The 19,392-nt window shown below is 63.5% G+C and carries 17 protein-coding genes; 9 read left to right on the plus strand and 8 right to left on the minus strand.

Features of this window, described 5'->3' with window-relative positions:
* Nucleotides 1-6 precede the first annotated feature (6 nt).
* The 3 genes from X733_RS153535 (at nt 7) to X733_RS153525 (ending at nt 4,740) form a co-directional block, all read left to right on the plus strand.
* Nucleotides 7-468: a DUF1036 domain-containing protein gene (locus X733_RS153535; protein WP_023667922.1), complete on the plus strand. Its 462-nt coding sequence runs from the start codon at nt 7-9 to the stop codon at nt 466-468.
* Entirely contained in the window at nt 465-2,861 is a 2,397-nt protein-coding gene (locus tag X733_RS153530) for a M23 family metallopeptidase (RefSeq protein ID WP_023818541.1), read from the plus strand. The genes X733_RS153535 and X733_RS153530 overlap by 4 nt, the downstream gene beginning before the upstream one ends.
* A 265-nt stretch (nt 2,862-3,126) precedes the next feature.
* Nucleotides 3,127-4,740, plus strand: a complete 1,614-nt coding sequence (locus tag X733_RS153525) for a caspase family protein (RefSeq protein WP_245274414.1) — start codon at nt 3,127-3,129, stop codon at nt 4,738-4,740.
* An 88-nt stretch (nt 4,741-4,828) separates the two neighbouring features.
* Here X733_RS153525 and X733_RS153520 read toward each other — a convergent pair whose 3' ends face one another.
* Nucleotides 4,829-5,365: an OmpA family protein gene (locus X733_RS153520; RefSeq protein WP_023732205.1), complete on the minus strand. Its 537-nt coding sequence runs from the start codon at nt 5,363-5,365 to the stop codon at nt 4,829-4,831.
* Between the two features lie 229 nt (nt 5,366-5,594).
* Here X733_RS153520 and X733_RS153515 point away from each other — a divergent pair, with 229 nt between their 5' ends.
* Nucleotides 5,595-6,158 carry a hypothetical protein gene (locus tag X733_RS153515; protein WP_023732206.1) on the plus strand — a complete coding sequence of 188 codons (564 nt, stop codon included), beginning with the start codon at nt 5,595-5,597 and terminating at the stop codon, nt 6,156-6,158.
* A 58-nt stretch (nt 6,159-6,216) separates the two neighbouring features.
* Here X733_RS153515 and X733_RS153510 read toward each other — a convergent pair whose 3' ends face one another.
* The 3 genes from X733_RS153510 to X733_RS153500 form a co-directional block, all read right to left on the minus strand.
* Nucleotides 6,217-7,473 carry a caspase domain-containing protein gene (locus tag X733_RS153510; protein ID WP_031193225.1) on the minus strand — a complete coding sequence of 419 codons (1,257 nt, stop codon included), beginning with the start codon at nt 7,471-7,473 and terminating at the stop codon, nt 6,217-6,219.
* Between the two features lie 44 nt (nt 7,474-7,517).
* A complete protein-coding gene (locus X733_RS153505) occupies nt 7,518-8,624 on the minus strand; it encodes an OmpA family protein (RefSeq protein ID WP_023818544.1) in 1,107 nt (368 codons plus the stop codon).
* Nucleotides 8,625-8,763: 139 nt separating this feature from the next.
* A complete protein-coding gene (locus X733_RS153500; RefSeq protein WP_023818545.1) occupies nt 8,764-9,405 on the minus strand; it encodes a ThuA domain-containing protein in 642 nt (213 codons plus the stop codon).
* Between the two features lie 257 nt (nt 9,406-9,662).
* On the opposite strand from X733_RS153500, the gene X733_RS153495 reads away from it, so the two are divergent.
* Nucleotides 9,663-10,307 (plus strand): YjbE family putative metal transport protein, encoded by a 645-nt coding sequence (locus tag X733_RS153495; RefSeq protein WP_023667912.1) that lies wholly within the window; start codon nt 9,663-9,665, stop codon nt 10,305-10,307.
* A gap of 13 nt (nt 10,308-10,320) precedes the next feature.
* On the opposite strand, the gene X733_RS153490 is transcribed toward X733_RS153495, so the two are convergent.
* A complete protein-coding gene (locus X733_RS153490) occupies nt 10,321-11,706 on the minus strand; it encodes an FAD-binding oxidoreductase (RefSeq protein WP_023818546.1) in 1,386 nt (461 codons plus the stop codon).
* A gap of 226 nt (nt 11,707-11,932) precedes the next feature.
* Here X733_RS153490 and X733_RS153485 point away from each other — a divergent pair, with 226 nt between their 5' ends.
* Complete coding sequence (locus X733_RS153485) at nt 11,933-12,997, plus strand: LacI family DNA-binding transcriptional regulator (protein WP_031193226.1); 1,065 nt, start codon at nt 11,933-11,935, stop codon at nt 12,995-12,997.
* Here X733_RS153485 and X733_RS153480 read toward each other — a convergent pair.
* The 3 genes from X733_RS153480 to X733_RS153470 form a co-directional block, all read right to left on the minus strand.
* Complete coding sequence (locus X733_RS153480; RefSeq protein ID WP_245274415.1) at nt 12,978-13,916, minus strand: alpha/beta hydrolase; 939 nt, start codon at nt 13,914-13,916, stop codon at nt 12,978-12,980. The genes X733_RS153485 and X733_RS153480 overlap by 20 nt on opposite strands.
* Nucleotides 13,917-13,980: 64 nt before the next feature.
* Complete coding sequence (locus X733_RS153475) at nt 13,981-15,129, minus strand: Gfo/Idh/MocA family oxidoreductase (RefSeq protein ID WP_023818549.1); 1,149 nt, start codon at nt 15,127-15,129, stop codon at nt 13,981-13,983.
* Between the two features lie 254 nt (nt 15,130-15,383).
* Nucleotides 15,384-16,145, minus strand: coding sequence for a DeoR/GlpR family DNA-binding transcription regulator (locus X733_RS153470; RefSeq protein ID WP_023818550.1), 762 nt, complete (start codon nt 16,143-16,145; stop codon nt 15,384-15,386).
* Nucleotides 16,146-16,308: 163 nt separating this feature from the next.
* Here X733_RS153470 and X733_RS153465 point away from each other — a divergent pair, with 163 nt between their 5' ends.
* The 3 genes from X733_RS153465 to X733_RS153455 all read left to right on the plus strand — a co-directional run bounded on the left by X733_RS153465 (nt 16,309) and on the right by X733_RS153455 (nt 19,298).
* The gene (locus X733_RS153465; protein WP_023682642.1) at nt 16,309-17,109 is read left to right on the plus strand and encodes a class I fructose-bisphosphate aldolase; all 801 of its coding nucleotides are present in this window, start codon (nt 16,309-16,311) and stop codon (nt 17,107-17,109) included.
* 3 nt (nt 17,110-17,112) lie between these two features.
* Entirely contained in the window at nt 17,113-18,063 is a 951-nt protein-coding gene (locus X733_RS153460; protein WP_023818551.1) for a PfkB family carbohydrate kinase, read from the plus strand.
* 89 nt (nt 18,064-18,152) lie between these two features.
* Nucleotides 18,153-19,298, plus strand: a complete 1,146-nt coding sequence (locus X733_RS153455) for an ABC transporter ATP-binding protein (protein ID WP_023686996.1) — start codon at nt 18,153-18,155, stop codon at nt 19,296-19,298.
* Nucleotides 19,299-19,392: the final 94 nt, after the last annotated feature.

Raw genomic sequence — 19,392 nt, forward strand, 5'->3', positions numbered from 1 at the left:
ACGCCGATGCAACGTCGTCGCCGAGATCCCGTCCTGCTTGCCCGGAACGTGCGGGTGAAGCTCGCCGCGAGCGCGGTCGCGACGCTGTTGCTGGCGCTTCTTTCCACCGGGCAAGCGCGCGCCGAATTCACCGTCTGCAACCAGACGCTCGACGTCGTCAATCTTGCCGTCGGCCAAAAGGTCGACGATGCCGACCAGACCGATGGCTGGTGGACCATCGGCGCCAATCAATGCGTCAACGTCATTCGCGAGGAGCTGACCAACCGCTACATCTACATCTACGCGACGGATGTCTTCGGCCACGCCATTCTGGCAGGCTCCACCGACATGTGCATCGAGCGGCGGCGGTTCTCGATCCGCGGCATCGATGAATGCTGGCAGCGCGGCCATATCGCGGCGAAGTTTCTCGAAGTCGACACGCAGGAACAGGTGCGCTGGACCTTCTTCCTGACCGGAAGCGCACCGTGACGCACAGCATCGACACCAGCTTCAAGGCAAAGAAGCAGGCGCGCGCCGCGCTACGCAGGCGCAGGATCTGGCTCGGGCTGGCGGCTGGCCTGGCGACAATCGTCCTCGCCGCGATTGCCACCGGCTTCTATCTTACCGCCGACTACTGGTCGTTCCGCGACGAGGACGAGGAACTGCATGCCGTCGAAGACTCGGACGACGTGCCGGCCGACGCATCGGTCTACGTGCCGGCCATCATCGACCTTGCCGGCGACCCGATGTGGATCACACTGGCGCCGGAGGCGGGCGCCGCCAAGAGCCGCGGGATGCCGCGCCCGACGGAGCTCGACCAGGCCGGCATCTCCCCTCAGATCATGGTTCTCTCCGACGTGATGCTGAGCGCCAGCGAAAAATTCATGACGACGATCCCCTCGACGCAGGAGGATTTCGCCTTCTTCCAGGCGCAGCGGAAGACCGCGGTCGCGCCACCCGCCGAACCCAACGATCCGCAGAATGACCTGCAGAACGATCTTCAACCATCGCCCGGCGCGGACGGGGCTCCGGCGGCCTCCGGCCCAGCTCCTGACCCGCAGGCTGCTCCGGGTGCATCGGCGGCGGCCGATGACCCCGAGGCCGGCTGGGGCGAGACCATCGATGAGGGCGAAGCAGCACTCCCCGCCTTTCAGAAGACAGCGGTCGAAAACAACACCAGCGTTGCCAACGTCAGCTCGGAATATCAGCGCTTCGAGGCGACCGAGGACATTTTCGTGAAAATCCTCAACGACCGCAGCCTGGACAGCGTGGCGCTCGATGCGCATTTTTCCGCCGACGACGCAAAGCTTGCCGGCGAGGCGCTGAAGGCGCTGTTCGACAAGGACGGCCTGCAGCCTGGTTATGTCGTGGCGATGCGCGGCTTTAGGCCGACGCGCGAGACCACGACGATGTCGCTGATGCAGGTCTCGATCTACGCCAGGAACGTCTTTGTCGGCACGCTGACACGCAACGCGGCCGGTGCCTTCGTGTCGGGCGTCGACCCGTGGGTGCGCGAGGACCTGTTCAATTATTCGGGCGCCGAGACCGAAGGCACGCAGAAACGGCAATACCGCCTGCTCGACGCGATCTATTCGACGGCGGCCCGCAACAATGTGCCGAGCGGCATCATTGGCGAAGCCATCATGTATCTGTCGCGGGGACAGGATCTGGATGCTTTCGCCAGCGAGGACCAGCGTCTTGTGCTGATCTATTCGCAGACGCCGCGCGGCAAGAACGAGACCGACGGACGGGTGCTCTATGTCGGTATCCAAGGCACGCAAAAGAGCTTGGATTGTTTCGTTTTCCAGCAGAGCGACGGCCAGTTTTCCTGCGTCTCGGGCGATGACCAGGTGCGCTCGCTGACGGTGGCCAACGGCATGGTGACGCCGGTCAACGGTGTCATGACGTCGACCTTCGGGCCGCGCAAGCATCCGATCCTGGGCGTTGTTCGCATCCATAAGGGCGTCGACTGGGCAGCACCCGTGGGGACGCCGATCGCCGCAGCCTTCGACGGCGAGATCATCTTCCAGGGCGACGGCGGCGGCTACGGCAATGTGGTCAAAATCGCCCATGGCGGCGGCCGCGAGACGCGCTACGCGCATATGTCGAAATTCGCCATTGCCAGCGGTGTCGGCACCAAGGTGAAGGCCGGCGACATCATCGGCTATATCGGCACCACCGGCCTGTCGACCGGGCCACATTTGCATTTCGAACTCTATCAGAGCGGTCAGGCGATCGATCCGCTCGGAACAGTGACCGCTGCAATCGCCGTCACTTCCAGCGATCCCGCCGTCGAAACGCTGACCGACCGTATCGTCCACGTCGAATCGGGCGGTAGCGCGCGGGCCAAGAACCCGCTGTCTTCGGCAACAGGCGCCGGCCAGTTCATATCCAAGACCTGGATCCGGATGATGAACACCTATCGTCCCGAACTGGCGCGCTCGCTGTCGACCGCAGACCTGCTCGCTTTGCGCTACGACGCCACCATCTCGCGTGAGATGGTGCGCAATCTGGCGCGCGAGGGCGAAGCCTATCTCAAGGCGCGCGGCCATCAGATTACCGCCGGCCGGCTCTATCTCTGCCATTTCCTCGGCATGGAAGGCGCACATCAGGTGCTGGCGTCGCCGGGATCGGCGCAGTTGAGCGCCGTGCTCGGCTCGTCCGTTATCCAGGCCAACCCGTTTCTTGCCGGCAAGACCGCCAGCTACGTCGTCGACTGGGCGGAACGGAAGATGGGCCGCAAATTGCCGACGCCCGCCACCACCGATGCGGGCCAGCAGACGACGACGGAAGTCCGCCAGACATCGCCGGAGTTCGAAAAATACAAGCAGGCGATAACGGCACTGGTCGGCTCGATCCAAAATACTCTTGAGCCGGGCTAGAGCTGGCAGTTCGCCCCGGCTTTCGCCAAGCCGATTGGTTCTGAGGCCGGCGAATGGTATGTTTGCGGATATTTGGGAAGGTTTTTGGGTCCTTGTGAACCAAAACTGTGGCTGGGATCACATACGCCCAACAGCCATTTTGGCAGAAGCGATACAGTCGCTGGTGAAATTTAGCATGCGCAGCCATCAATAACGCGCCCCATTGGGGCGGAGGGCCGATCCCATGAAAGCGTTTGCCGTCCTTTTGAGCGGATTTTTTCTGTTAATGCTGACCGCGCTTGGCACCGTCCAGGCGGCGGCGCCGGATGCCGGGGGCGTCAAACGCGTCGCGCTGGTCATCGGCAACAGCAAATACGTCCATGCCGTCGAATTGCCCAATCCGGCCAATGACGCGCATCTCATCGCATCGACGCTGCGCAATGCCGGCTTCGAGGTGATCGAGGGCGTCGACCAGGACAATGCCGGCATGCACAGCCTGATCAGCAAATTCACCGAGCAGTCCTACGATGCCGACCTCGCCGTCATTTTCTATGCCGGCCACGGCATGCAGGTCGACGGCAAGAACTTTTTGATCCCGGTCGACGCCGAACTGACGTCACCTGCCTATCTCAAGACCCGCACCGTCCAGATCGACGACTTCATGGCCGCATTGCCACCCGACCCGGCGGTCGGCGTCATCATCCTCGATGCCTGCCGCGACAATCCGCTGGCACGCACACTGGCGGCCGCGATGCCGAAGACCCGCTCCACCGCACTGGGCACCGGCCTGGCGCCGATCGACCCTAAATCAGAGGGCGTCGGCACCGGCGGCATCCTGATTGCCTATGCCACCGACCCGGGCGCCATCGCCTTTGACGGCAACGGCGTCGACAGCCCCTACTCGACCGCGCTCGCCCGGCACCTGACCGAACCCGGCGTCGAGATCCAGAGTGCGCTGACGCGGGTGCGCGGCGAAGTGGCCGAGACCACGCAAGGCCGCCAGCGGCCATGGCACAACGCATCGCTGGGCCGCGAGGTTTTCCTTGGCAAACCGGCCGCCGAAGCCGTGCCGGTGGCAAAACCGGCCGCCGACGACGCGAACGCCGCGACAGCGCCCGCCCCCACTCTCGTCACCAGCGAACCGCCTTCGTGGGAAGTCGAGCAGCGGCTTTGGGACGAGGCCTCGAAGCGCAACACCGCGCCATTCTACGAAGCCTATCTCGAACAGTTCCCGAATGGCCGCTTCGCCACGGTGGCGCGGCTCAACATCGATGCGCTGAACGATCCGAAAGCCCAGGAACGGGAAGTCGCCGCGCTTGCTGCCGAAGAAGCGAACTCGGGTTCTGCCGTGCGCACCTCGGTAGGCATTTCGGACGACATGAAGAAGGTGCTGGGCACCGAGGCGACGGAGAACGCGATCGGTCTCGATCGCCAGGGCCGCATCGACCTGCAATTGCGCGTCGAGGCGCTGGGCAACGAGCTTGGCCGCGTCGACGGAAATATCGGCGCCAAGACCCGGCAAGCGATCGGCGACTGGCAAGAGGGGAACGGGCTGCCTCCGACCACTTTCCTGACGCGCGAGCAACTGGCGTTCCTGGTTATCCAGACGGATCCGATGATGGAGGCCGTGCGTGCCAAGCATGAGGCCGACCAGGCCGGCGTGGACAAGCCGAAAAAACAGGTGGTGCAGAAGGCCCGCACGCTGAAGCCGGTGGCGGAAAAGCCACGCAAGAAGCAGTACGCCCAGAAGCCGCGCCGACAACAGCAGTTCGTGCAGAAAAGGCGCAACCGGGAGGTCGTGCGCGAGGATGAGCCGCCGCCGCGGGACAACAATGATTTCCTGACCAAGGCGCTGATCTTCGGCACCGGCGTAGCGGTCGGCGGCGTGCTCAAGAACTGATCGATCATGTCAAACAATAAAAACGCCGCGTGTCCGTTGGACGCGCGGCGTTGTGTTTGACGACGGCCGGAAGACGCAGCCGGCGAAGCTACTGCGCCTTGATCCGCATCTCGACCCGCCGGTTGACGGGATCGTAGGGATCGGGATTGCGTGGATTGGCCTCGCCGAGACCGACCGCCTTGATGCGGGTGGATTCGATGCCGTTGGATTCGAGGAAGGCGGTGACCGATTGCGCCCTGCGCTGCGACAGCCCCTCATTGTAGGTCGCCGAGCCGGATGCGTCGGTATAGCCTTCGACGACGAAGGACAGCTTGCTCAGCCGATCGTCCTTCAGCGCCTTGGCGAATTCGTCGAGTTCGCTGCGCGCCTTGGCGTCGAGCTCGGACGAATCCAGGCTGAAATTGATCAGCATATCGAGGCCGGTCTTCTCCGGAGGCTTTTCTTTCTGGCCGGTCTTGCTCTTGCACTCGTCCTCGGTGCCGACACAAATCCCGCGTGCCGCGCCGTGATCGATCGTGCCGGCAAAGAACTTCACAATGTCTTCCGATTTCTGAAGTGGGTCGGCATAGACGTGGGTCGAGAAAAGCACGGTCGCCAATGCCAAGACTGAAATGTGCCGCTGCATAACGGTTACTCCCGTTTCGAGCATCCGATTTTCACTCAGGCCCGATCCATGGATCCGGGCCAACTCTTCCTGTTCGACAATGATCTGTCGAGATCACGGTCGGCTGTGGAATATACCAAACCGTGAGGCGTTTGTCTGTGAACAACGTCATGGACATGTGGTGGTCGACAGACTTGACCCGCGCCTCGCAGGCGGGTTGAGTGAGGGCTTGGGGAGGATAACAGCAGCGATGGTCAACGGGCTTCGATTCCAGACCGCACGCGATCTCTTCGCCGCGACCACGGCTGTCGCCCGGGACATGACGGCCGTTCCGACCGACCAACCCTCGCTCGAGTTCTGCCGCCGGCTGATGGCCGGGCGCATCCCCGAGGAAGCGATTACCTTTTGCGCCTATCTCCTGCCTGACCGGGCCGCAATCTGGTGGGGCCATGAGTGCCTGGGGCATCTGACCGAGCTGCTCGAAGAGCAGGACCTCGCAACGCTGGCACTGATCCAGGAGTGGGTCGGCGACCCCAACAATGCAAGCCGCCGGGAGGCTGTCGCCGGGGCGGCGATGACGCAGCAGCACACGCCTGCCGGCTGGATCGCGCTCGCGGCGCAACGGCATATCAATGGCCTGGCGGCGCAGGCCAACGGGTCGAGGCTGCGGCCGCTGCCGGCTGCGCATGCCGTCAATGCCGGCATACTGGCCGGACTGGCGCGGGTTGCGGTGGCGGACCGTTTCTCCGTGCTCACCGCCTTTGTCGAGATGGGCATCCATCTGGCCGAAACCGAGGCGCTGCGCCGAGCCTGATTGCTCTGGATCGTGATGAGATTTCATTGAAATCTGATCCAACCCATTGTTGGCGGTCTCATTTGCAGCCGTTTTGCGCCCATTTGCCGAGTGCCACCTTGAAGCGCGTGCCCAGCGGGTGTTGCAGGCGCAACACCGAGACATCATTGGTGACGTAGGTCTTGGCCTGGTCGCACAGCCGCTCCTCGGTCCATTGATGACAGTTGCTGCACTGGTTGTCCCAGACGGACTTTTCCAGGCCCTCGACCGGACTGAAGTGCGGCTTGCCCTGGATGAGTTGGGCGATGCTCTTGCCGTCGATCGCCGGGTCGCCGAAATTGACCGGAACGTCGAAAAGGACTGGCGCGTCCGAGCCCAGCTTCGGAATTTCCTCACGCAGCTGTTCCAGCGCCTGCTCGCCGGCGTCCGTACCCGGCGGATTGGCGGCCGCGCCGGTGCGCGCCTGCGTATCGCCTTCGGGCGCAGCCGCGCCGGAATCGCCGACGATCAGCGGCGCCTTGAGATCGACCTTGTGAAGCACGACATCGGTGGCCAGCGAAACGTTGATCCAGGGCCGCTGGCGTCCGGCTGTGGCCTTGAACAAATCCGACGTAACCCGGTTCATCGCTTCGGTGATCGAGACGTTGACCTCGCCGATATGGGCAAGCAGCGCCGCCGAAAATGGCGAGTGCTCGCCCGGTCCGTCATAGGCGAGCTGGTTGGGACTGGCAGCGAAGGCGACCAGCGTGCCGGCGCCGCCATTCTCGATCGGTATTTCGGCAAGGCCGCTGCTTGCCGTGCTGTCGCCGCCAGTCTCCTTGGCAAGCACATCGGCGAGCGGGTTGTCGCGGCAGGCGTCGAGGAACACCAGCCTGATGCTGGTCTCGCGCGACATCTGCCGCAGGATGAAATCCACCTGCACGGCTTCGAAGTCGAGCGAGGTCTCGTCCTCCAGCGCCGCATCGACAGGCAGCAGGTAATTCCTGCCCGAGACCTGCAGGCCATGACCGGCATAGAAGAACAGCGCGATATCGGCGCCACGCACCTGCCGCGCGAATTGCGCGATCTTTTCCTGCGTCTGCGCCTTGGTGAGATCGAGGCCGGAGACGATTTCGAAGCCCAGCCCCTTCAGGCGATCGGACATTGCCTGCGCATCGTTCACCGGATTGGGCAGCACCGGCGCGTTCCGGTAATGGGAATTGCCGAGCACCAGGGCGATGCGGCGTTCGGCACTGGCCGCGGTCATGGTAATGGTCATGGTCAACGCAAGCGCCAGCACGGCGAGGCCGATGCCGCGCATGAAGTTGCCGCAACTTGCAATGATGTCCAAACGCACCGGATTCCTTTTCGGTTGACGGGCCTTCTCAGTTAAGGACCGGCTCAGTTGGAGAGCGGCGTGGCGGAGAACTCGATCCGCCGGTTCAGCGCCTTGTTCTTCGGCGTATCGTTCGGCGCCACCGGCTTTTCCTCGCCATAGCCGGAAGCCGTGATCTGCGCCGATGGAATGCCCGCAGCGATGATCGCGTCGGCGACCGCCTTGGCGCGCCGTTCCGACAGGTTCTTGTTGGCCGTCGGCGAGCCGTCGGAATCGGTATGGCCCGAAACCTCGACCTTCAGTTTCGGACATTTGCCGACGACGCCGACCACCTCGGCCAGCAGTGGGCGGCTCTTTTCATCGAGCCGAGCGCTGGCTGGGCGAAAATAGACGGCGCCGGTGCGCGACAGCACCTCGAACCTGTTCAGGCATTCATCGTCGCTGAAGGACGTCTTGCCTGCATCTGTGGCGACCGGCCCGGCATCGGCTGGGGCTGCGGCCGCGACGGCAGGCGTGGCCGCAGGCTTGGCGCCGTCAGCGGTGAAGACGAAGTCGAACGACACCGAAGCCGTCGGGACGATGCTGCTGACATTGGCCGCCTGCTGGAGTTTTTCGATGTTGGGCAACAGGCCGAAATCCTCGACATGCACGGCGACCGGCGCCTCCGAGGCGATCGACACCATGCTGTCGGTGATCATGGTGACCACGACATTGGCCTCAAGGTCCTTGTCGACGCCGTGCAGGCCCAGGCGAAACGGGATATGCGCGCTCATGCGCCGTTTGGTGGCGAGATCGGCAAAAGCGGCGGGATCGACTTTCGCCGTCACTTCCGCCGTCGGGAATTTAAAGGTTTCGAAGAACAGGAAGCGCATGCGGACATTGCGAAGGTCGATGCCGGTGTCGACCGAGTTGAGGTCGAACGTGACCTTGGCGGCGCCATCCGATGTCAGCGTGCCCGAGAGGTTCCTGATCTTGTTGGTTTCGACAATGGTGTTCTTCTTCACCGATTGATAGGTGAGTGTCGAATTCGCCGGATCGAGCGTCCAGTTCGGCTGCGCGTTGGCCACCTGCGGCGCAAGCAGCAACAGACCGAACACCACGACCACCAGAGCCGGCGGACGCCAGCGCTGCGACGGCTTTCCATGCCTTACTAATCCGACGACCCCGAACATGCATGCCCCCCGTGACAACACATTTCAGTTGCGATGACGGCGGTCGAATGCCGTGACCTCAGCCAGCATAGTGCGTTAGCCGGGGCTTAGCGAGTAGCGGAGGCGTAATATCGCCGTTGCTTGCTTGGACAGGCCCCGGTTACCGGCTGGCCCACAGCACCCCACGCTCGAAGATGGTGCGCATTTGCGGCACGGAAAACTCATCCGCGGTGTGGCCGAGCGCGCTGAAGAAGACGCGGCCCTTGCCGTAGCGGCGCTTCCAGACCACGGGCATGACGACGCCGTCGATGAAATCGAGATGCCCACCGCTGAACGTCGTCGTCGCCAGCACCTCGTTGCTCGGGTCGACATGCATGTAATACTGCTCGGAATGGTAGGCGAAACCCTCGATACCCCTGACGATCGGATCGTCGCTGATGATGTCGACACGGTAGTCGATGATGTCGCCGGGGTGCGCGACCCATTGGCCGCCGGTCATGAACTGATAGTTCGGCTCGTTGCGAAAACTGTCGCCCATTGTGCCGTGGAAGCCGGCAAGGCCGGTTCCGCCGCTGACGGCGGCGGTGAGGTTTTGCAGCTCCGGTTTCTGGATCGTCGACATGGTGATCACCGGCACGACCAGATCGATGACCGGGAGCTGCGGATCGGCGAGCGCGGATGTGCCCTCTTCTATCCGCACCTCGAAGCCATGCCCGGTCAATATCTCGCTGACGACAGCGGCGCTGCGGGCCGGCGTGTGACCCTCCCATCCGCCCCAGAAAATCAGTGCCGTCTTGCTCATGCTCGTCTCTCCTTTGGTCGGCAATATTGATAGGCAAGCGGAACGCTTTTGTCTTCCCTTCCATGATGGGCATTCTGGGACGGGCATTTCTGGTCGGAAATCACGACCCGGCGATGAATTCCGTGGATGAGGACCGATTGGCCGCGCTGGCGTCTTGTTTCAATGCCGGGCTGCACTCAAATCAGCTGTCTTCGCGTTTGCGCAGACATCGGTCCGATCCGCCGCAACCAGCCGGAGCCTTCCGGGGAGACCGCTCTATGAGTTTCGACCAGACGACTGTCGCCGCCTATCTGGAAGTCATCACCATCAACCTTGTGCTGTCTGGCGACAATGTCGTGGTGATCGGCATGGCGGCCGCAGGCCTCGCCAAGGCGTTGCGGCAGAAGGCGATCATCGCCGGCATTGCCGCGGCGGCGGTGATCCGCGTCGTCTTTGCGGTGATCGCGGTGCAACTGCTGGAAATTCCGGGGATCATGCTGGTCGGCGGCATGCTTTTGTTCTGGGTGTGCTGGAACATGTTCCAGGAGTTGCGCTCGGCCGGCGACGGCGAGGACGTCGACACTGAAGCCGTAGCACTTGCGACGGCGCGGCCGGCCAAGGCGCTGCGCACCGCGATCCTGCAGATCGTCGTCGCCGATGTCTCGATGTCGCTGGACAATGTGCTGGCCGTGGCGGGCGCCGCCGCCCACGACATGAATGCGCTGGTGTTCGGTCTCATCCTGTCGGTGGTTCTGATGGCGGTGGCCTCGACGCTGGTGGCGGCGCTGCTTGCCAGGTATCGCTGGATCGGCTGGCTCGGTCTGGCAATCATCGTCTATGTCGCGGGAAATATGACTCTGGACGGCGTCGAGCAGATGAGAACGGTCGACTTACACGCGCTGCTCTCGCCAGTTGCAAGCTAGATTCTCCTGGCGATCAAATGATATCGAAAATCCGCCCTGGGTTGAGAATGTTGTGCGGATCGAACGCCACCTTCAGCCGGCGCATGGCTGATATTTCGGCGTCGCTGCGCACGAGGTTCAGCCATTTCTTCTTGTCGAGGCCGATGCCGTGCTCGGCCGAGACGGCGCCACCGCATGCCGCCACGCCGCGATAGATGATCTCATAGGCGGCCGCCGGTTCCGTGGTGTCGACCTGATAGTGCAGATTGCCGTCGCCGAGATGGCCGAAGACGTAGATCTCGGCGCTGCTGTCGACGGCGTGGATCGCGGCTTCGGCGTTGCGCAGGAAATCCGCCATGGCCGCCAACGGGATGCTGATGTCGACGCCGATCATGCCCTCGATCGCAAACAGGAAGCGGTTGGCCTCTTCGCGCACATCCCATAGCGCACGGAATTCGCGTGGCGACTGCGAGACGACCACGTCGTCGACGATGCCGTCCTCGACCGCCTGCATCAGCACCGAAGCGAAACGCTCGCCGTCCAGCTCGGCCTGGCTGCCCTGGATCTCGGCCAGCACATAGACGGGCGCGCCGACAGGCAGCGGCGCCGGCGCGGCCATGCCGGCAATCATGGCGCCGTAGAGCGGCGAGAAGTTTACCTCATAGGCTGACAGCAAGGGCCCGAGCCGCTGCTTGAGCAACCCCAGCAACGCAATCGCCGCCTCCAGCGAGCCAAGGGCGCAAAAGGCGGCAACCTCGGTGGCGGGCTTGGGATGCAGCCGCAGGCAGGCGCGAGTAACCACGCCCAGCGTGCCTTCGCTGCCAATGAAAAGCTGGTTGAGATCGTATCCCGAATTGTCCTTGGCCAGGCCACGCAACGAAGTCAGGATCGAGCCGTCGGCAAGCACGGCCTCCAGCCCCAGCACCTGGGCGCGGTACATGCCGTAGCGCAGCACGCGAATGCCGCCAGCATTGGTGGCGATGTTGCCGCCGACCGTCGCCGTGCCGCGCGCGCCGATATCGACGCCGAACATCAGGCCGGACGCATCGGCCGCTTCCTGCACCATTTGCAGCGGCGCGCCGGCTCCCGCGATGATGGTTGCCGCGGCGCCGTCGGGCGCTTCGACCGCGGTCATGCGCTCCAGCGACAGCACCGCTTCGCCCGGCTGCACGCGCGCGCCGCCGGCCAGCCCGGTGCGGCCGCCATGGACCACCAGCTTCTGGCCGATACCACTGCATAGGCGCAGGATTTCGGCGACGTCGGCGGCGTTGCGCGGGCGCAAGACCAGTTCGGGCTGGCCGCCGCCCTTGCCGGAGAGGTCGTCGCTGTAGCGCGGATCGATAGCATCGCCGATCACAACCGCGGCGGCATCGAGCCGACGATAAAGCTGGGAAAGAAGCCGATCGATCTGTTGTGTCATGGTGCCTGGACTGTTTCAGCGCTCTTTGTGACCGAGACTTTGATGCGCGACAATTTTCGCGTCAATTGAACAAATTTACGCACGGTATAATCTGTCATTGCGCGTTGAACCCACTGACGTTTCCTGTAAATTTCGTCTGCCGTTGCGTGGCAGACGCGCCGGCTGCAGGACCGTGGGCAGCGTCAAGGGATGACCGAGGTTCTGGCGCGTGCCAGACGAGGATTGAATGCCAATGACGCACAAGACGATGGAGGATTTCGCCCGCTCCTGCGGCGTCTCCAGGCCGACGCTGTCGAAATATTTCGACGATCCGACCAGCGTCAAGCCGGCAACGCGCAAGCGCATCGAAGAGGCGTTGCGGTCGTCCGACTACCAGCCCAATCTGTTTGCCCGCAACCTCAACCGCAAGCGCACCCGCGCCATCGGCATTGTCGTACCGACGGTCACCGACCCCTTCTATTCCGAAATGGTCAGCCGCATCGAACTTCGGCTGCGCGACGAGGGCTACTGGCCGATCGTCATCTCCTCGCATGGCTCGACCGAGCTCGAAATGGAGGCGACACGTACCATCCTGTCGCTGAAAGTTTCGGGCGCGCTGATCGCGCCGCTCGGCTTGCGCTCGGACCGGCGCACGCTGGAGAAGCTGACCCAGACAATGCCGGTCGTCTATTTCGATACCTATCTCGAAGGCGGCACGCCCTTTGTCGGCAACAACAATGCCCAGAGTGTCTCGACCATCGTCGACTATCTCTGCCGCTCCGGCGACGCCCCGGTCTATTTCGATATCCCGCATGTCAATCACAACTCGCCGGAGCGCCTGAACAGTTACGTCGCCGCCATGCATCAGCTCGGCCAGGAGCCGGTGGTTGTCGGCAACACCCGAGACTACACATGGGATTTCGAGCGCATCGGCTACGAGCAGATGGAACAGATGCTCGGGGCCAGCGGCCTGCCGGGCAAGACCGGAGGTCTGCCCGGCAAGACCAGAGGTCTGCCCGGCAAGACCATACTGTGTGCGAATGACCGCCTCGCCTTCGGCGTGATGGCGGCAGCCTTCGCGAAAGGGCTCAAGATCGGCCGCAAGGCCGATTGCGACCTGCGTATCGCCGCCCATGACGACCATCCGCTGAGCCGCTACACCTGCCCCGCACTGACCACCATCGCGCAGGATTTTGCCGCCATGGCGGGGCGCAGCGTCGAGACATTGCTCGCTTTGCTCAACGAGGATAGGGCGAACGTCGCGCCGAAGGTCAGCCTTGACGCCGCCCTGGTCATGCGTCAGTCCGCTTGAAATTTCCAAAGGCGGGATCGAAGCTGAGCCACGCGGCAATGGCGGCGGCAACCGCCTGTCTCGCTGCCGGGCCGTGACGGCCCATAGAGACGAAGCCGTGGATCTGACCGGGCCAGTGTTCCAGCACGACCGGCACGCCGGCCTCCTGCAGACGCCTGGCATAGGCCTCGCCCTCGTCGGCGAGGATGTCGTGACCGGCGATGGCGATGAAGGCGGGCGGCGCACCGGCGAGGCTTTCCGCCTTCAGCGGTGAGATGCGCCAGTCGCCGACGTCGGCGGCGTCGCGGATGTAGTGATCTCGGAACCAGGCCATGGTCGAGGCGGTCAGGCCAAAGCCTGCGGCGAAGCGGCGATAGCTGTCGGCCGTCTGCCCGGCATCGGTGTTGGGATAAAACAGCAGCTGCGCTGCCGGCGGATTTTTGTCCCCCCGCGTGAGCAGGCCGAGCACCGTGGCGAGATTGCCGCCGGCGCTGTCGCCGGCAACCGCGATGCGGGCAGCGTCGATGCCGAGTTCGTCCGCCGCGCTTTGCATGAAGTTGAGCGTTGCGCGGCAATCCTCTATTGCCGCCGGGAATTTGTGTTCCGGCGCCAGCCGGTAGTCGACGGAAACGACGACAGCGACTGCCTCGTTGGCGAACCAGCGGCAGATCTCGTCATGCGAGTCGAGATTGCCGATTACCCAGCCGCCGCCATGGAGATAGAGCAGCGCCGGAGCGCCTGCCGAAGGCGCGCCCTGCCCGCGATAGATCCTGAGCCTCAGCGGACCGCCGGGTCCTGCAATGATGCGCTCGCTGATCGACGCGACCAGCTCGCGCTCGCCTTGCAGGGTCGGGAAGCCTTCATTGTAGGCACGGCGCGCCTGCTCAGGCGTTCCCGTTTCGAACGGCGGCGCGCCGGCCTGGCTGCCGAGCTCGAGCACATGCCGGGCCTCCGGATCTAGGGGCGACGGGGACGGTGGCGATGGCGTCACGGGCGAACCTCCGTCAGGCAAGCAGGGTTGCGGCTTCGTCTTCGCCAAGCAGCGGCGGCTGGTCGCCCGTGCCGTTGACGGCAACCGAGCCACGGCTTTCGCCCGAAGCCAGGATCGCCTCCATGATCTCAAGCACATGCAGCGCCAGCTCACCGGAGGCGCGCGGCTTTCTGCCCGCGGCCAGCGCGCGCGCCAGATCGGCGACGCCGAGCATGCGGTAATTGGCGCGGTCGGGCGCGGAATAGGGCCAGTTGCGGTCGCCATAGAGTTCGCTCTCGCTGGCGAAATCGGCCCAGTCGGCGCCACGCTCCGACAGCGAAACGGTGCCGCCGAACGTGTCGGGGTCGGGCAGCCTGAGCGAGCCTTCGGTGCCGTGCAGTTCGATCGGATGGTTGGAGTGTTTGAACACGTCCCAGGAGGCGCCGAAGGTGACGGTGGCGCCGGAACGGAATTCGAGCAGCGACACTATGTTGGTCGGCGTGCCGACCTTGAATGTCGTGTTCTTGAACGGCCCGTCGGCCGTGATCAGCCTCTCCTCCTGGCCGTGCGTCGCCATCGCCATGACGCGCTCGACCGGTCCGAGCAGGTTGACCAGCATGGTCAGGTAGTAGGGACCCATGTCGAACACCGGACCGCCGCCGGGCTGATAATAGAATTGCGGATTGGGATGCCAGTGCTCCATGCCCCGTCCCATCATGAAAGCGGTGCCGGTCACCGGCTTGCCGATCGCGCCGTCATCCATCAGCCGGCGCGCGCGGCGGCCGGCTGCACCCAGGAATGTGTCCGGCGCCGAGCCGATCAGCAGGCCGCGCTTCGCAGCCTCGGCGACAAGGCGGCGGCCGTCGGCGGCAGAGGTTGCCAGCGGCTTTTCGGTGAAGACATGCTTGCCAGCCGAGAGCGCTGACAACGAAATGTCGAAATGCGCCGCGGGGATTGTCAGGTTCAGCACGAGGTCGATATCGGGGTCGGCCAGCAGCGCGTCAACGCCCAGGGCGCGGATGCCGTATTCCCTGGCGCGCAGCTCGGCCATGTCAGCGGAAATGTCGGCGCAGGCGCGTAGCTCGACACCACCGAAGAGCGCTGCATTGCGCAGATAGGTCATCGAGATGTTGCCGCAGCCGATGACACCGATGCCGAGCTTTGTCTCTGATTTTCCGTGCATTTCCAGCTTTCCTCCCAAGCCAAGGGCATGCTGCGCAACCGTTGCAGTTCCCACGACCCCCCGCAATCCGCTATACAGGACTTTAAATGTTGACGCGCGTAAAATTTTTATAGAGCTTATGAGAATTCTGGCGTGCACTGGGAGGCCGCCAGCGTGAGGAGGAGAACATGACCGGCATGAAAAACGGCCGACGGCCGCTGCGAAGCCCGTGGGTCATGCGCGCTTTCCGTCGCGCATCAGAGACCGGGATGGGTTCAGGCATAGATCACCTTGGCCCCGATCCTATCAAGCTCGCTGCGTATTGGACCGGGCAGGCCATGGTCGGTGATCACCACATCGACGGCCGACAGCGAAAATGCCTTGGACGTCCCGCTGACGCCCCATTTGCTCGAATCGGCGAGCAGGACAACGCGCCGGGCCATGCGAACGAGGTTTCGCTTCGTTCGCGCCATGTCTTCGTTCACGTCGACCACATCCAGTGACGAGTCTATCGCATGCGCTCCAACAAAGACCTGATGCGCTACCAGGCCGCCGAGAGCCGTATCGGCATCGGTGATCAGCGTGCTCACCGTGTCGGGATAGACCCGGCCGCCGATCATATGAACGTCGAGCCCGGGACGATGCATAAGATGCTGCACGATGTTCATGGCCGTGGCCGCGACCACGACATTGCTGAGCGGCGGTAACTGCATGGCAAGCTGCATCAAGGTCGAGCCACCGTCGAAGATGACCGACTGGTTGTGCTCGAAAAGGTCGAGCGCCGCCCGGGCGATGCGCTTCTTTGCGTCGAGGTTCGTTTGCATCCGCCGCGCGAACGCGGCCGTCGTCGAATCGGTGGTCCGGGTCACCGCCCCTCCACGGGTCTTGGTCAGCAGTCCCTTGCGGTCCAGTATTTCGAGGTCGGAGCGCACCGTGACCTCCGACACGCCAAACCCGTCCGACAGGTCCTTGATGCGAACCTGTCCGCTGCGTTGCACCTCGCCCAGGATCGATTGGCGTCTCTGCTCCGACAACATTGCCCTGCCCTTGCCTGCCTGCGCCGAGCAATCGCGCCGGCCTCGGCTCACCTTACCGAAAAATATGGAGATTCGAAAGCTTTCGAAAGATTGTTTTTCTTTTTTCTTTCGGAAACACTGGATCGAGCATTTTTAAATCAACCGATCAGGGAATTTTGGACTCATGAGCCTAGGAACCAAGGTGCGCCTCGCGCGCCTCTTCTCGCATCCATCGGGGAACCTTTTTGGCGGCGCGGTCGACCACTTCGTCGGCTATGGCGACGTGCGCAAAGGCGGCCTTGCCGACCTGCCGGGTGCGCTCGCACGCGTCATGGCGGGCAAACCCGACTACGTCAGCATCCAGCCTGGCACCGCGCGCCATCTGTGGCCGCAATATGCGGGCAAAGCTTCCCTGGTGATTCAGGCGGGCTGCTTCACCGCGGACGATCGCATCAGCGAGTTGATCGCAACGCCCGAGGACGCGGTGCGCGCGGGGGCCGATGCGTTGGCCGTGGCCATTCCGGTGCGCGGCGCGACGGAGGGCAAATACATACGCTGGCTGACCGATTCGGTGAATGCAGCGGCCCGCTACGGCATGCCTGTGGTGGCGCATATCTACCCTCGCGATTTCACCGACGGAGCAAAGATCGTCTTCACCCCCGACGAGATCGCCTATGCGGCGCGCATCGGTTACGAGTCCGGCGTCGACGTGATCAAAATCGGCTACACCGGCGATTTCGAGTCGTTCCGGGAGACCGTCCGGACCTGCCCGGTGCCGGTTGTCATCGCGGGCGGTCCAAAGACCGATACGCTGCTCGGCGCGCTTCAGCAGACGGCGGACGCCATCCGTGCCGGCGCGCACGGCGCCGTGGTCGGCCGCAATCTCTGGGGGCACGGCGATCCGGAGAAGGCAGCGCTTGCCTTTCGCGGCGTCATCCATGACGGCCTTTCGGCGCAAGACGCCCTGGCGAAGGCGGGTGCCTGAACGATGCCCACCATCCCCTCGATCCTCGGCTTCGGCGCTATTGCGATCGACGACATCGTCTACGTCGATCAGCCATTGTCGGCGGGCAAGGGTAAGGTTCTGCAAAGTACCCGCGCCTTCGGGGGAAATGTCGCGACGGCGCTGGCCGCCGTCGCGCGGCTCGGCGGAACCGCCGGGTTCGTCGGATGGCTGGCCAGTGCCGCGGACGACGCGGTGCAACTCGATCTCGTGGCGAGCGGTATTGAAACCGCATTCGCGCCGCGCCATCCCGACGCGCGCCCGGTGCACTCGCGGATCACCGTCGGCTCGGACGGGGAAAGGTTCATCGCGTATGACGACGATGCGATGCTGGGCACCGCTCCGGACTTTCCGGACGATATCCTCAGCCGCGCGACCGTCCTGATCGTCGATAGCTATGCGACCGGGTCGCTGGATGTCGTGGCTCGGGCTCGCGATCTCGGCCTTGCGATCCTCGGCGATATCGAATGGAGCAACGGCCCCGCCACGGAGCGGCTGATCGCGCTCTGCGACCATCTCATTCTTCCACTTAGCTTTGCACGGACTGCCACGGGGCGCCGATCGCCTGCCGAGATGCTCGATGCCTTGTGGTTGTCATCGCGATCCGCCGTGGTTCTGACCGATGGAGGCAGGGGTGTGTACTATCGCGGCCGTGAACAGACAGGTCTCTGGCACCTGCCCCCGCACCGGGTTGCGGTCGTCGACTCCACAGGCGCGGGTGACTGCTTTCATGGCGCCTATGCCCATGCGTTGACGCGCGGAGCCGACACCGCGGGCCGGATCGCATTCGCGGCCGCGGCGGCGGCCGTTTCGATAACGGGGCGTGGCGGGCGCGAGGCGCTTCCGACCGAGGACCAGGTCACGCAACTCCTGGCATCGGCGAACGCGCCGTCAGCAGTCGACCTGAAAAATGCGCATGTGGATGCTGGAGCATGACCTGAAACGATCCGGCGAAACATTTCGCAGGCGAACACAAGCCCAGGAGAATCATAAAAATCAGGGCTTATACTTGTGGAGGGAGGAATATGGCAGAAGTCATTCTTGAGAAGATCTGCAAAACCTACGGCAACAGTTTTCGCGCAATCGACCAGTTGAACCTGTCGGTCAAGGACGGCGAGTTCTTGATCCTCGTCGGGCCTTCCGGCTGCGGCAAATCCACCGCGTTGCGAATGATCGCGGGGTTGGAAGACATCACCAGCGGCAGCCTTCGGATCGGCGGGGTCGACGTCGTCGACATGCCGCCCAAGGACCGCGACATCGCGATGGTGTTCCAGAGCTACGCGCTCTACCCGCATATGACGGTATCCGAAAACATCGCCTTTTCGATGCGGCTGGCAGGCAAGCCGAAGGCCGAGCGCAAGAAGCGCGTGGACGAGATCGCCAAAACTCTTCAGCTGACGTCTTTGCTGGACAGCAAACCCGCGAACCTGTCAGGCGGGCAGCGTCAACGGGTTGCCATGGGCCGCGCCATGGTGCGCGAGCCGGCCGCCTTTCTCATGGACGAGCCGCTTTCCAATCTGGATGCGAAACTGCGTGTGCAAATGCGCGCCGAAATCACCAGCCTGCAAAAGCAGCTCGGCGTCACGACCATTTACGTGACCCACGATCAGATCGAAGCGATGACGATGGGCGACAGAGTCGCGGTGTTGAAAGGCGGTGTGCTGCAGCAGGTCGACACACCCAAGAGGCTCTATGAATCGCCGGTTAACGCCTTCGTTGCCGGCTTCATCGGCTCTCCTTCGATGAACCTTTTCGAGGCGACCCTGAAGGGCGGCGAGCTCGCTTTTCGCGACTTCGCCGTCCGGCTGCAGGATGCAGCCTTCGTGCGCAGGCCGGCCTTGAGGTCGTATGCGGGGCGCAAGGTCGTGTTCGGGATCAGACCGGAGGATCTTTATGACAGCAGCCTTGAATCCGGTCGCAAGTATCAGACGATACCGGCCAGGGTGACCTCGATCGAGGAACTCGGCTCCGAACAGATCGTCCACATGAACATCGACGCGGTCCGGGTGGACTCCGGCGATCCGGATGCGGTGGATGATTTCGGCCTGGCGTCGAACGCGGTGGCGAGGTTCGAGCCGATCAGCGCCGTCCGCTCCGGCTCGGAAATCCGGTTGGCCGTGGATGATGCCAAGTTCCATTTCTTCGATCCCGAAACGCATCTGGCGATCTGAAGATCTGCGGAAGACCGCGGGCGGGAGCGAGGTGCCTGCGGAAGATACAAGAAGGCTTCTGAATGAACAGACGATCGTCCGCATTGTGCGGCCG

The organism is Mesorhizobium sp. L2C066B000, assembly GCF_000502335.1.
In the GTDB taxonomy this organism is placed as follows: Bacteria; Pseudomonadota; Alphaproteobacteria; order Rhizobiales; family Rhizobiaceae; genus Mesorhizobium.

Excerpts from the sequence above, each read along its gene's own strand:
- X733_RS153535 (WP_023667922.1), top strand. The coding sequence starts at position 7 with ATGCAACGTCGTCGCCGAGATCCCGTCCTGCTTGCCCGGAACGTGCGG.
- X733_RS153525 (WP_245274414.1), top strand. The coding sequence starts at position 3,127 with ATGCTGACCGCGCTTGGCACCGTCCAGGCGGCGGCGCCGGATGCCGGG.
- X733_RS153520 (WP_023732205.1), bottom strand. The coding sequence starts at position 5,365 with ATGCAGCGGCACATTTCAGTCTTGGCATTGGCGACCGTGCTTTTCTCG.
- X733_RS153515 (WP_023732206.1), top strand. The coding sequence starts at position 5,595 with ATGGTCAACGGGCTTCGATTCCAGACCGCACGCGATCTCTTCGCCGCG.
- X733_RS153505 (WP_023818544.1), bottom strand. The coding sequence starts at position 8,624 with ATGTTCGGGGTCGTCGGATTAGTAAGGCATGGAAAGCCGTCGCAGCGC.
- X733_RS153500 (WP_023818545.1), bottom strand. The coding sequence starts at position 9,405 with ATGAGCAAGACGGCACTGATTTTCTGGGGCGGATGGGAGGGTCACACG.
- X733_RS153495 (WP_023667912.1), top strand. The coding sequence starts at position 9,663 with ATGAGTTTCGACCAGACGACTGTCGCCGCCTATCTGGAAGTCATCACC.
- X733_RS153490 (WP_023818546.1), bottom strand. The coding sequence starts at position 11,706 with ATGACACAACAGATCGATCGGCTTCTTTCCCAGCTTTATCGTCGGCTC.
- X733_RS153485 (WP_031193226.1), top strand. The coding sequence starts at position 11,933 with ATGCCAATGACGCACAAGACGATGGAGGATTTCGCCCGCTCCTGCGGC.
- X733_RS153475 (WP_023818549.1), bottom strand. The coding sequence starts at position 15,129 with ATGCACGGAAAATCAGAGACAAAGCTCGGCATCGGTGTCATCGGCTGC.
- X733_RS153470 (WP_023818550.1), bottom strand. The coding sequence starts at position 16,145 with ATGTTGTCGGAGCAGAGACGCCAATCGATCCTGGGCGAGGTGCAACGC.
- X733_RS153465 (WP_023682642.1), top strand. The coding sequence starts at position 16,309 with ATGAGCCTAGGAACCAAGGTGCGCCTCGCGCGCCTCTTCTCGCATCCA.
- X733_RS153460 (WP_023818551.1), top strand. The coding sequence starts at position 17,113 with ATGCCCACCATCCCCTCGATCCTCGGCTTCGGCGCTATTGCGATCGAC.
- X733_RS153455 (WP_023686996.1), top strand. The coding sequence starts at position 18,153 with ATGGCAGAAGTCATTCTTGAGAAGATCTGCAAAACCTACGGCAACAGT.